Source organism: Flavobacterium sp. Root420 (assembly GCF_001427905.1).
Taxonomy (GTDB): domain Bacteria; phylum Bacteroidota; class Bacteroidia; order Flavobacteriales; family Flavobacteriaceae; genus Flavobacterium.
In genome coordinates, this window is the sequence record NZ_LMEF01000033.1 from 215983 (window position 1) to 229304 (window position 13322).

Sequence of the window (13322 nt, forward strand, 5' to 3'; positions counted from 1 at the left end):
AGTGTCTCCATGATAAGAAAAGACCTTAAACATATTAATCTGGACAGTCAAAAGTTAAAAGTCGAAAGTCAAAAGTCAGACATTTTAGCCGATAACTTTTTTACTGCTGAAGGAATTGAGCTTAAAAAAACATACTCTGAAAAAGATCTTGAAAATTTAGAATTTCTTGATTTCGGGGCAGGCTTTGCGCCAAATTTACGCGGACCATACGCCACAATGTATGTGAGACGTCCGTGGACTATTCGTCAGTATGCCGGATTCTCCACAGCAGAAGAAAGTAATGCATTTTACAGAAGAAATTTAGCTGCCGGGCAAAAAGGGCTTTCAATTGCTTTTGATTTACCAACACATCGTGGTTACGATTCAGATCATGAAAGAGTTGTCGGAGATGTTGGAAAAGCAGGTGTTGCAATTGATTCTGTCGAAGATATGAAAGTACTTTTCGACCAGATTCCGTTAGACGAAATGTCGGTTTCTATGACTATGAATGGAGCTGTTTTACCAATTATGGCTTTTTACATCGTCGCAGCTGAAGAACAAGGTGTTTCCATCGAAAAACTCTCAGGAACCATTCAGAATGATATTCTGAAAGAGTTTATGGTGCGTAACACTTATATTTATCCGCCAACACCATCGATGAAAATCATTGCAGATATTTTTGAATTTACGAGCAAGAAAATGCCAAAATTTAATTCTATCTCTATTTCGGGATATCATATGCAGGAAGCCGGTGCAACTGCGGATATTGAATTGGCTTATACTTTAGCAGATGGTTTAGAATATATCAGAACCGGACTTTCAACAGGAATGACTATAGATGAATTTGCTCCTCGCCTTTCTTTCTTTTGGGCGATTGGAATGAATCATTTTATGGAAATTGCAAAAATGAGAGCGGGAAGAATGATTTGGGCGAAATTAATTCAGCAATTTAATCCAAAAAGCGACAAGTCGTTGGCACTGAGAACACATTGTCAAACAAGCGGCTGGAGTTTAACAGAACAAGATCCTTTTAATAATGTAGCCAGAACTTGTATCGAAGCGACTGCTGCTGCTTTTGGAGGAACACAATCTTTACATACCAATGCACTTGACGAGGCAATTGCTTTACCAACCGATTTTTCTGCGAGAATTGCACGTAATACGCAAATCTTTCTACAGGAAGAAACTAAAATTACCAAAACAGTTGATCCTTGGGCTGGAAGTTACTATGTTGAAAGTTTGACAAATGAACTTTTAGAAAATACTTGGAAACTTATTGAAGAAGTTGAAGAATTGGGCGGAATGACAAAAGCCATCGAAGCCGGAATTCCGAAACTTAGAATTGAAGAAGCCGCAGCAAGAAAACAAGCCAGAATTGATAGCGGACAGGATATTATTGTTGGTGTAAATCAATTTAGATTAGAGAAAGAAGATCCGTTGCATATTTTGGATGTTGACAACCAAATGGTCCGTAAACAACAAATTGAACGTCTTGAAGATATAAAAGCAAAAAGAAATACGGAGAAAGTAAATCAATCACTGGAAAAATTAATTCATTGTGCTAAAACCGGGCAAGGAAACTTATTGGAAATCGCAACTGAGGCCGCTCGTGAAAGAGCTACTTTAGGAGAAATCAGCGATGCTCTGGAAAGTATTTTTGGCAGGTACAAAGCACAAATTAAATCCTTTAGCGGTGTGTATAGTGCAGCAATAAAAAACGACGAAAATTTTGAAAAGGCAAAACAATTAGCAGATGCCTTTGCCAAACAAGAAGGAAGACGTCCCCGAATTATGATTGCCAAAATGGGACAAGACGGACATGACAGAGGTGCAAAAGTAGTTGCTACAGGCTACGCCGATGTTGGTTTTGATGTAGATATAGGTCCACTTTTCCAAACACCGGCTGAAGCCGCTAAACAAGCTGTTGAAAATGATGTCCATATATTGGGTGTTTCTTCATTAGCTGCCGGACATAAAACTTTGGTTCCGCAGGTTATTGAAGAACTTAAAAAGCACGGCCGAGAAGATATTATGGTAATTGTGGGTGGTGTTATACCTGCACAAGACTATCAATATTTATTTGATGCCGGTGCAGTTGCCATTTTTGGACCAGGAACAAAGATTAGTGAAGCAGCCATTAAAATTTTAGAAATATTAATTGATTAATATATTCCATAAAAAAATCCCGATTCACTCGGGATTTTTTAGTTTTTACTTTTTAGTCGTTTATTGTAGCATTACTATCTGCTTCAATGTAAGAGAGATCATAACCTCCAAAAGCTTTCATGTAACTTCGTAATGAAGTTCCGTAGGCATCTCTAAAGAACCTGTTTCCTTTATTTTTAAAGAAGTTTTTTACTGATCCGGCACCACCAAGATGCGCCGCTGCCAAAATTCCGGATTCGGTAATAGCAACACCGTTAATGATTTTCCCTTCATACCTTTCAATTTCATTACGTAAAATCCATTTATTTTTGGATAATAACGCAACAAATGCTTTTTCTTGTAAAGCAGGATCTTTTAAAAAAGCCTTGCCACTGCGAACACCAATCGATCTCAGTGCCTGAGGACCAAACTGGTATTTTCCCATATAGCCAAGCGAATTTACCAAACGGTACTTTCCTTGAGACTCTTTAAAAGCAACTGCTTCTTTAAAACCGATTAGATGATTTCCCGTGTATGGGACGTTTAATTTGTTTGATTCAGGATAATCATCCTTGTCCAGCGATGGAAATAAGTATTCTGATCCATCTGTTTTTTCTATTAAAAACCAAGGTTTGGTTTCCAGATTAAAGGGTTTAAAACCCAAACTTAAAAATGTAATAATAACGACTAAACTCGCATAAAAATACCATTTCTTTATCATAAATTGTTTTTCTTCAAAACGCTGTCACCCTCTTAAAATTTCTACAGTGCAAAGGTAAGCAAAAATAAACAATGCTGATATTCAGACGTTTACATGTTTTAAAAAAACACTAATATCCGCCTGATCCCTTTATTGATCGAGTTTTCGAGCGTTAAGAAGAGCTATTTATTTTCCTCAAAAACGTCAAAAAAATAAACTTCTAAAATATCATTTTTAGGATATTTTTAGCAAATATGTTAAAATAATAATATTTAACTTACATAATTTTCATTTTTTTTACACATAAATAAATGTTATTTTTTTGATTTTTTATTGTTTCAATAAAAATTGGAAAGAAATGCAATGCTTTTTTTGCATCATAATTTTTCTAATTCACAACACTTCAAAAATGGCAATAAAAAAACCGAAGCTTAAATTTAAGCTTCGGTTTTTTTTTAGAAATAATTTTTAAAAACTATCTTGTCACACCTTGACTGGCAATCCAATCAGAATATTTTTTTGCATTTACATTATGTTCTGCCAAAGTTGAGGCAAATTCATGATATCCAAAACGCTCAACACTAGCACAAAAATAGATATAATCGTTTTTTTCCGGATTTAAAACTGCTTCAAGAGCTGTAATATCAGGCATTGCAATTGGTCCCGGAGGAAGTCCAATATTCACATAAGTATTATATGGAGACTTCATAACCAGGTCGTTATAAAAAACTCTTTTAATAACCTGATCGAAATTATTATCTCTTAATTTTAAGGCATAAATTACAGTTGGATCAGCTTGTAAAGGCATTGCTAAACGCAAACGGTTTAAATATACACCTGCAATTCTAGGTCTTTCATCTTTTTTTACTGATTCTTTATGAACGATTGAAGCTAAAATAGTAGCCTGAACTGGCGTTAAACCTTGTTCTTTTGCTTCTGCAATTCTTTTATCTGTCCAGAAATTATGATATTCCTTGATCATTTTATCACGGAATTTTTCTGCAGAAGTATTCCAATATACTTCATAAGTATTCGGAATAAACATGGCGAATACATTATCTTCATTAAAACCGTTAGCGGCCATGAAAGTCGAATCTTTAATTGCTTTCATTAAAGATAAACTATCCGCTTCGATTTCAGAACCAACTCTTCCGGCAAAATTCTCTAAACGTTCCTGGTTATTAAAAGCTAATTTTACAGGAACATTAGAACGCATTGCACGAACCAAATCGATATTATTCATGTCTTTTTTAAGTAAAAAACGACCTGATTTTACATTTTCAGGATAACTTCTCTTATTCGCTACCATTTCGAAGTTTTCGAAATTCTTGATATAAGGTTCTAATATTTTTTTTACATCGGTATAATTTGCACCGGTAGGAACATAAACATAAAGTTCTTTTTCCTCAAATTTGGTGTTGGCGCTAAAAATCCTGCTGATCAAAATAAATCCGTAAATCATTAAAACTGAAATTACGGCTACAACAGTTATCGTGATAATTTTTTTTAAGCTCAAAGTTTAAATTTTAAATTTGTTTGTTAATTAACTGGTACATTGCTTCGTCTTGATAGTGGTTATTCAGCAAAATCCAATCTTTTTTAATTCCTATTTTCTCAAAACCAAATTTAGTAAAAAGAGCTATACTTGCTACATTTTCGACACTAATATTTGCATAGAGCTGATGTAAATTTAGATTATGAAAAGCATATTTAATTAAAAGTTCCAATGCTTCAGAACCAATGTTTTGTTTTTTATTTTCGTCTTTTTGGATAACGATTCCAACCCCCGCTTTATTATTCTTCGGGTCAAATTCAAATAAATCAATTAATCCAATAGCAGGAAAATCTTCATCCTGACAAATTGCTAATCGCAACTGCTTAGCTTCATAAATATCCTGATGTGCATTTTCAAGATATTGACGAACCAGAAAACGGCTGTATGGCGTATAAGTATTGCTGACTTCCCAAATGCTCTGATCATTTTCCATCGCATACACAAACTCTAAATCATTAGGTTCTAATGCACGCAGATAGATATTTTCGCCTTTGAGTGTAATCATTGTAATTTTAGATTGTTGATTTTAGATTTCAATACTGCCTTTAAAAACAAATTTGGCTGGGCCGGTTAAGAAAACATTGGTAAAATGATCTCCCATTTTATCAAAAGAAACATTTAGCTTTCCTCCTTCAACATTTAAATTGATAGATGTTTTATCCGTTTGTCCAATCGCGTTCATTGCAATGGCAACTGCAGTTGCTCCTGTTCCACAAGCTAAAGTTTCATCTTCAACACCTCTTTCATAAGTACGAAGTGAAAAAGTATCATCATCAATTTTCTTTACAAAATTGACATTACTTCCTTTTTCTCCATACAGTTCACCATAACGAATGGCTGCACCATTTTCTTTTACATTATATTGTCTTAAATCATCAACAAGCTGTACGTGATGCGGTGAACCAGTATTCAAAAAAGTATAAGAATCTTTCTTTTGTATTTCATCAACATCAATCATTTGCAAGGAAACAATGGTATCATCTCCTCCAACAGAAGCGTGATGCAACCCATCTGCTGCCATAAAAATTGCCTGATTATTAATCACGCCCATTTGATTTGCAAAAGCTACCAGACAACGGCCACCATTTCCACACATCGAACTTTCGTTCCCGTCAGAATTGTAATAAACCATTCTGAAATCAGTATCCGAATCATTTTCTAATAAAATAAGTCCGTCTGCTCCAATACCAAATCGTCTGTCGCATAAACGTTCAATCAGTTGAATATCTTCTTTTGGGAAAAAATTAGTACGATTGTCAATCATTACAAAATCATTCCCTGTACCCTGATATTTATAAAATTCTATTTGCATTTTTTGTCTATTAAATAAGTACAAAAGTACGAACTAATAATTAATGAAATGTTAATGATTGTTAAAGAGCGTTAAACCATTTTTTGAAATAATTTTTTCTATTAATTTTACATTATAACTTAAACATTAAGCCTAATTATGAAAAGATTTTCAACCTTATTTTTAGTGTCATTACTAAGTGGTGCTACTACACTTAGTGCTTACAAATTATTATTTGATGGCAACAATTCTTTTTTTGGAAGAGAAAATTCTGTTGTTACTCTAGCCCCCAATTCATTTGGACGAAATGTTGCATTATCAGCTGAGACAGTAGATTTTACTGCTGCTGCAGATAAAACGATCCACACCGTTGTTCACGTAAAGAATGTTTCGAGAAGAACAGTCAGTAATCCAATGATGGAATTTTTCTATGGATATGGCGGCCAACAACAACAGGAACAAGTAGGAACTGGTTCTGGTGTTATTATTTCTGAAGATGGATACATTGTGACGAATAATCACGTAGTTAAAGATGCTTCAGAAATTGAAATTACCTTAAACAACAAGAAATCATATACGGCAAAATTGATTGGTACCGACTCAAAAATGGACATCGCACTGTTAAAAATCAATGCTGATGAAAAATTGCCTTATACCGCTTTTGCCAATTCTGACAATGTAAAAATTGGAGAATGGGTTTTAGCCGTTGGTAATCCGTACAACCTAACTTCTACTGTAACTGCCGGGATTGTTTCGGCGAAAGCCCGAAATTTAGACACAAGCGGAATTCAGTCTTTCATCCAAACTGATGCTGCCGTAAATCCTGGAAACAGTGGTGGAGCGTTAGTAAACACCCGAGGAGAATTAATTGGAATTAACACTATGATTTCTTCAATGACAGGTTCTTATGTTGGATATTCATTTGCAGTTCCATCCAATATCGCCAGAAAAATTATCGAGGACATTATGGAATTTGGAAATGTTCAAAGAGGTATTTTAGGTGTTGAAGGTGGCGAATTGAACAGTACAGCTTCAAAAGAATTAGGCGTAACTCAAACGCAAGGATTTTATATTAGTAAAGTTTCTAAAAATTCCGGGGCTGAAAAAGCCGGGCTTGCAAAAGGTGATATTATCGTAAAATTGGATGATCAAAACATTGCAACTTATGCTGATCTTTCGGGTTATATTAACACAAAACGACCAAACGATGTTGTCAAAGTTAGTTATATGAAAGATGGACAAACGAGAACTGTTCCGGTAACTTTAAGTAAAAATGAATTCTTTAGTACAGAATTTAAAGGAATCGAATTAGAAAATATTGATGCCACTGACAAGAAGAAATTCAGAATTGATTATGGTGTAAAAATTAAAAATATTACCAATGATAATTTAATGCAATATCAAAACGAATTACAAGGCAATATTATTTTAAGTATTGATAATGTAAAAGCAACAAATGTCGAAACTGTTTCGAAACTTTTAAGCAAAAAAGACGAAGGCCAAAGTGTTCGTATCGAAATGATAAACAGAAATGGAGAAATCTTTAGAATAATTATTTAGTCGCAGTTATCAGTCTCGGTCTTCAGTCAAAAACTGAAAACAGAGACTGAGACTGACAACTCAAAAAAGCCATCTTAGTAATTAAGGTGGCTTTTTTATTTTTCAAAAATAAATCATAAAATAGTTTACGAAATCGATTGAAATGGATACTTTTGCGCCAAATTTAAAAATAGTCGTCTATTTATTTTTTCAATTTGATCAATTATGAGTAAAAAATCTTTGTACCAAAAAGAGGTATCATTACAAGTCGACCGAAGAAGAGCTGGTGTCGAATTAATAAAAGTCATAAGCGATTTATGGTATGACAAATCCATCGAAATGGTTTTATTCAAAAACCAATTATTGGATAAAAATGTCAGTGACATAATCAATCTACATCAATATGCAGGTGAATTTGTAGGTAAGCCGATTAGTGTTTTTGATTCTGTTGAAATTGCAAAAGTGATTTTGTCTTTAGATTTTCCACCTGCAAAATTAGATTTAGGAAAACTTACGTATGAATATCTTTTAGAAGAAGAAAAATATCCGGATGCAAGATATTTTGTGATGGAAAAATTGAAAAAAGCCAAATCCACAAAAGAAATTCAGCCAAAAGATGTTGTTTTATATGGCTTTGGAAGAATTGGACGCTTGTTAGCCAGGGAATTAATGTCAAAAACCGGCAAAGGAAACCAATTGCGTTTGAGAGCAATTGTAACCCGTGATAAAAGTGATGCCGTAACTTTAGAGAAACGAGCTTCTCTATTGCGTTACGATTCAATTCATGGAGATTTTCAGGGATCTGTAATTGCTGATCCAAAAAATAATGCTTTAATCATAAACGGAACTACTGTTCATATCATAAACGCAAATACTCCGGAAGAAATAGATTATACACAATACGGAATCAATGATGCTTTAGTTATTGATAATACAGGTGCCTTTACATCAGAAGAAACTCTAAAAAGACATCTAACTTCAAATGGTGTTAGCAAAGTTTTATTGACAGCACCAGGAAAAGGAGTTCCGAATATTGTTCACGGTGTTAATCATAACGAATATAATCCTGATGAAATAAATATTTTTTCTGCAGCATCATGCACTACAAATGCGATAACGCCAATTTTAAAAGTTATTGAAGATACTTTAGGCGTAGCAAAAGGTCACTTAGAAACCATTCATGCTTATACAAACGATCAGAATCTGGTTGATAATATGCATAAAAAATACCGTCGAGGAAGAGCTGCTGCGCTAAATATGGTTATTACCGAGACCGGTGCCGGAAGTGCAGTTGCAAAAGCAATCCCATCTCTTGAAGGGAAATTAACTTCAAATGCTATTAGAGTTCCTGTTCCAAATGGATCTTTGGTTGTAGTGAATTTAGAAGTTAAAAAAGCTACCTCAATTACTGCTATCAATAAAATCATGAAAAAATACGCTTTAGAAGGAGAGCTTGTAGAGCAAATCAAATATTCATTAAATAATGAATTGGTTTCTTCTGACATCGTGGGAACTTCTGCGCCATCAATTTACGACAGTAACGCAACAATCGTTTCTAAAGATGGTAAAAACATTGTTTTATATATTTGGTATGATAATGAATACGGCTATAGTCATCAAGTAATTCGTTTAGCAAAATACATCGCTAAAGTTAGACGTTTTACTTATTATTAATACAAAACCAAACCAACCATTCTTAAAACCATCAATTTTATTGATGGTTTTTTGTTTCTTTTAAATTGGAAGAACTGTTGTACTTTTTACTTCTGAAATTACAAAAACAGTATTGATCAAAGAAACTTCAGGTAAAATTGATAATTTTTTTTGATGAAAATGGTGATAGCTTTCCATGTCCGGAATAATAATTTTAAGCATATAATCGAAATTTCCGGAAACATAATTACATTCCACAACCTCTGGCAAATTCAGAATCGATTGATTAAACCCTTCCGAAGTATCATAGGTCTGTTTCGTTAAGGTAACCTGACAATAAACAGTAAGATTATTGCCAAGTTTTTTCTTATTTAAAATCGAAACATACTTCTCTATAACTCCCTCTTTTTCAAGACGTTTAACCCTATCATGAACAGGTGTAAGAGAGAGATTTATTTTATTTGCAATGTCCTTTAAAGTGTAATGAGCATTTTCCTGCAAAAGTCGTAAGATTTTTTTGTCAATTTCATCTAAAGCCATAACGAAAACGTTTTCTTAAATTAATAGAATTTAGTCATTTTTTCTTTTTTTAGAAGTCCAAAGCCATCCAAAAAGAATATTTTTCTGTAAAAGTATAAAATAAAATAATATTTTCTTATTTATCAGTCAAATATCAATAATATATTCTCTATCAGTAGCTTTGTAAAACAAATTCAAGAAAAAACAAAAAAATATAACAAGATGATAATAGGTGTTCCAAAAGAAATAAAAAACAACGAAAATCGTGTAGCATTAACGCCTGCTGGTGTTTCTGAAATGAAAAAACATGGTCATACAGTTTACGTACAGGCAACTGCAGGTATAGGAAGTGGATTTAGTGATGATGAGTATGCAAGCGCAGGAGCAGTAGTTTTAGGAACTATTGAGGAAGTTTACGCTATTGCAGAAATGATTATTAAAGTAAAAGAACCAATTGCTTCTGAATATCCTTTAATCAAAAAAGATCAATTGCTTTTCACTTACTTTCACTTTGCTTCCTCAGAACCATTGACTCATGCAATGCTTGAAAAAGGGGCTGTTTGTTTAGCTTACGAAACAGTTGAAAAAGCAGACCGTAGTTTGCCATTATTAGTTCCAATGTCTGAGGTTGCAGGTCGTATGGCAATTCAACAAGGAGCAAAATACCTTGAAAAACCATTAAAAGGTAGAGGAATTCTTTTAGGTGGTGTTCCAGGTGTACCACCAGCTAAAGTATTAGTTTTAGGTGGAGGAATCGTAGGAACTCAGGCTGCAAAAATGGCTGCTGGTTTAGGTGCTCAGGTAACTATTATGGATTTAAGCTTGCCACGTTTACGTCAACTTGACGATATTATGCCAGCAAATGTAAATACAGAAATGTCTAACCATTACAATATTACTAGAGCAATCGCTGATGCTGATTTAATAGTTGGTGCAGTTTTAATTCCAGGAGCAAAAGCACCTCACTTAATCACTCGTGATATGCTTAAATTAATGCGTCCGGGAACTGTTGTAGTAGACGTTGCTGTTGATCAGGGTGGATGTATTGAAACTTGTACTCCAACAACACACGAAAACCCAACATTCATTATTGATGATATCGTTCACTACTGTGTAGCTAATATGCCAGGAGCTGTCCCTTATACATCAACATTAGCTTTAACAAATGCTACTTTACCTTATGCTGTACAATTGGCAAACAAAGGTTGGGAAAAAGCTTGTAACGAAAACGAAGAATTGAAAAAAGGATTAAATATTGCTAATGGAAAAATCCTTTACAAAGGAGTTGCAGAGGCTTGGAATCTTCCCTTCAACGAAGAATTAGTGTTAGCAAACGCATAGGCTAACATTATAATAAGTGCTTACTAAAAACACTATTTAAAAAGACTTTTCTTAATTGAAAAGTCTTTTTTTATGGCATAAAAAAAGACTGTCAAATTAGACAGGCTTCCAATTTATATTAAGCAGTATTATTTAGCATCCAAAACTTCCTGCATTACTTTTGCTTCTGTTCCATTCGGAAAAGCAACTTTAATTTTTTGGGCTATTGTTGGAGCAATTTCAGTAATCGCTTTTTTATCATATGATTCCCCTTTTTTAATGTGCCAGCCGTAAAAAATAGCAGGTACATGAGTATCATAGCTATATGGAGTTCCGTGAGATGTTCCAGTAACCGAATATTCCATATCGCCAGGTTTATTAATGATAACCATATCACCATCCTGAGTAACATCATATCCTTTTGCAACAAAATTCAAATAATAATCATTTCCGGAATTAGCTAAAATTTCTTCTTCCGTATAGACTTTTTTAATCTGTGGTAATGAAATCAAATACTCTTTAAAAGCTTGTTTTACTTTAGTTAACTCTAGACCTTTGTCTTTAATTATTTGTTTATTGAAGAAGATATTGAAATTAGAATAATTTAATAGTAAATCAACACCAAAAGTTTTTGTAGAGAAATCCTGCAGATTTTTTCTAAAATCTTTTGACGGAAAATTATCAACATTATATTTACGATCTTTCAAATAGATAACATTTTCAGCACCTGCATGATCCGCTGTTAAGAAAAGCAAATAATTACCTTTTCCAACTGTTTTATCTAAATACGCTAAAAAGTCAGCGATCGTTTGATCTAATCTTAAATAAGTATCCTGAAGTTCCATAGAACGTGGCCCAAGTAAATGCCCAACATAATCTGTTGATGAAAAGCTAACTGTTAAAAAATCGGTGATATTATCTTTTCCTAATTCTTCCTTCTCAATAGCTTTTTTAGCAAAGTCAGCTAACAAATCATTTCCATAAGGAGTAGCTCTTAAAATTCCGGCATCATTTTTCTCATACATTGTTTTCAAATCATATGGAAAAACTGGTGTGGCACTTCCATACAATTTACCTTCATAAGGGTTATTATCAGGCAAACTCTCATTATAAGTTGAAGCTGGTTTGTATAAATCCCAACCTTTATTAATATAAGCCATATAATGTTTCTCGCTGTTAAACTGAGTCACCCATTCTGGCAATTTTTCACCATAAAAAGTACTAGAAATAAATGAACCTGTTTTACTATACCAAAAAGCCCAATTTGCAAAATGACCCGCTGGTAAAATTGCACCACGGTCTTTAAGACTCATTCCAATAACTTTACCTTCAAAATTAGTAGCCATTCTTACTTCATCCGTAATAGTAGTACTTTGAAGATTTTTAGGAGACATTGCCCCTTCTTCAACTGTTCCGTCTCCTAATGTTTTTACACCAGCATCATCTGTACAGTACATTTCTTTTCCGGTAGTTCTGCTAAACCATTCGTTACCAACAATTCCATGTGTCGCTGGCGTCGTTCCTGTATAAATTGAAGCATGCCCCGGAGCTGTATAAGTTGGCATATAATTATAATGCATATTTTGAAAAGTATATCCATTATTCATTAATCTCTTAAATCCATTTGGCGAAAAATCATCTGAGAACCGATATAAATATTCCATTTTCATCTGATCCACTACAATACCTACAATCAACTTAGGGCGTTGTTGAGCACTTAAATTTGAGATAACAAACAATGTCAACAATACAATACTTTTTTTCATACTTAAATTATAATATTTACACAAAAATACTGATTCACATTTAAAATGGCTAACCGAGGCTAAATTAAAACCCAAAATTGATTTTTATTTAACAGAAACAAGATGATATATTATTGAAAGAATACATATGGTTGGGGCGTTTCCCTCCGGGTCGGGCTGTCCGCTGTATCTTTTGCGATAGGGGTTTTGGTTTGGGAAGAAGTCCAAGACATCGCAAAAGGATGCCGCTCCCATCCCTAACGCAGTCTACGGTAAACCTAGAAGTTTCACTTTCAAAAGAAATAGCTACAGCAACCGCTATTTAACCGCAAAGTTCGCAAAGGGATTACGCAAAGCTCCAACGGGCAGCCTTTGCGAACTTAATACAGCCAACTGTAAGCACAGCTGAAAAAAAAATCTTTGCGTGCTTTGCGGTAAAATTTTGCACCTGATCCAAAATTTCAGCGCACCGGCGGTTAAAAAAACACAAAGTGCTATAAAACAAAAAACCCCGTTTCGATAGAAACAGGGTTTTCAAAAGAAAGGCGACGACATACTCTCCCACATAACTGCAGTACCATCTGCGCAGGCGGGCTTAACTACTCTGTTCGGGATGGGAAGAGGTGAGCCCCGCCGCAATAACCACCTTAAGGTTGTTAGTCTAAAGTCACAAGTCTTAAAGTTTAAAAGTCTTTTGACTTTATGACTTTAATCTTTCGACTTAAAGACTGCTCGCGTCGAGCAAATATCTTAACATACTGAGATAAAGAAAAAAGTATTGCTTTAGAAAGTTTCTTCTCCCGACCGGAGTCGGGAGAAAAGGGTGTACATAAGCTTACGGATTATTAGTACTACTCGACTATGACATTACTGCCA

The 13322-nt window shown here is 34.2% G+C and carries 10 protein-coding genes and 1 rRNA gene; 4 read left to right on the forward strand and 7 right to left on the reverse strand.

The annotated features are described in order from the left end of the window. Nucleotides 1-9 precede the first annotated feature (9 nt). Nucleotides 10-2145 (forward strand): methylmalonyl-CoA mutase, encoded by a 2136-nt coding sequence (gene scpA / locus ASC72_RS22725; RefSeq protein WP_056196405.1) that lies wholly within the window; start codon nt 10-12, stop codon nt 2143-2145. A gap of 52 nt (nt 2146-2197) precedes the next feature. On the opposite strand, the gene ASC72_RS22730 is transcribed toward scpA, so the two are convergent. From ASC72_RS22730 to dapF, 4 genes are all read right to left on the reverse strand, one after another. Then, the gene (locus ASC72_RS22730; RefSeq protein ID WP_056196407.1) at nt 2198-2845 is read right to left on the reverse strand and encodes a hypothetical protein; all 648 of its coding nucleotides are present in this window, start codon (nt 2843-2845) and stop codon (nt 2198-2200) included. 454 nt (nt 2846-3299) lie between these two features. Beyond that, complete coding sequence (mltG, locus tag ASC72_RS22735) at nt 3300-4340, reverse strand: endolytic transglycosylase MltG (RefSeq protein ID WP_056196409.1); 1041 nt, start codon at nt 4338-4340, stop codon at nt 3300-3302. A gap of 10 nt (nt 4341-4350) precedes the next feature. Further along, nucleotides 4351-4884: a GNAT family N-acetyltransferase gene (locus ASC72_RS22740; RefSeq protein ID WP_056196412.1), complete on the reverse strand. Its 534-nt coding sequence runs from the start codon at nt 4882-4884 to the stop codon at nt 4351-4353. 21 nt (nt 4885-4905) lie between these two features. Then, nucleotides 4906-5691, reverse strand: a complete 786-nt coding sequence (gene dapF / locus ASC72_RS22745) for a diaminopimelate epimerase (protein ID WP_056196414.1) — start codon at nt 5689-5691, stop codon at nt 4906-4908. Nucleotides 5692-5829: 138 nt separating this feature from the next. Between dapF and ASC72_RS22750 the strand changes: the two genes are divergently transcribed. Further along, complete coding sequence (locus ASC72_RS22750; protein WP_056196416.1) at nt 5830-7230, forward strand: S1C family serine protease; 1401 nt, start codon at nt 5830-5832, stop codon at nt 7228-7230. Between the two features lie 204 nt (nt 7231-7434). After that, nucleotides 7435-8883, forward strand: a complete 1449-nt coding sequence (locus ASC72_RS22755) for a glyceraldehyde-3-phosphate dehydrogenase (protein ID WP_056196419.1) — start codon at nt 7435-7437, stop codon at nt 8881-8883. A gap of 60 nt (nt 8884-8943) precedes the next feature. Here ASC72_RS22755 and ASC72_RS22760 read toward each other — a convergent pair whose 3' ends face one another. Further along, nucleotides 8944-9402, reverse strand: coding sequence for an Lrp/AsnC family transcriptional regulator (locus ASC72_RS22760; RefSeq protein ID WP_041516998.1), 459 nt, complete (start codon nt 9400-9402; stop codon nt 8944-8946). A gap of 201 nt (nt 9403-9603) precedes the next feature. Here ASC72_RS22760 and ald point away from each other — a divergent pair, with 201 nt between their 5' ends. Next, nucleotides 9604-10722: an alanine dehydrogenase gene (ald, locus tag ASC72_RS22765; RefSeq protein ID WP_056196423.1), complete on the forward strand. Its 1119-nt coding sequence runs from the start codon at nt 9604-9606 to the stop codon at nt 10720-10722. Between the two features lie 128 nt (nt 10723-10850). Here the strand turns inward: ald and pafA are convergent, their stop codons facing one another. Together pafA and rrf are read right to left on the reverse strand one after the other, a co-directional pair. Beyond that, nucleotides 10851-12467 carry an alkaline phosphatase PafA gene (gene pafA / locus ASC72_RS22770; protein WP_056196427.1) on the reverse strand — a complete coding sequence of 539 codons (1617 nt, stop codon included), beginning with the start codon at nt 12465-12467 and terminating at the stop codon, nt 10851-10853. Nucleotides 12468-12986: 519 nt separating this feature from the next. After that, nucleotides 12987-13096, reverse strand: a 5S ribosomal RNA gene (gene rrf / locus ASC72_RS22775). Nucleotides 13097-13322: the final 226 nt, after the last annotated feature.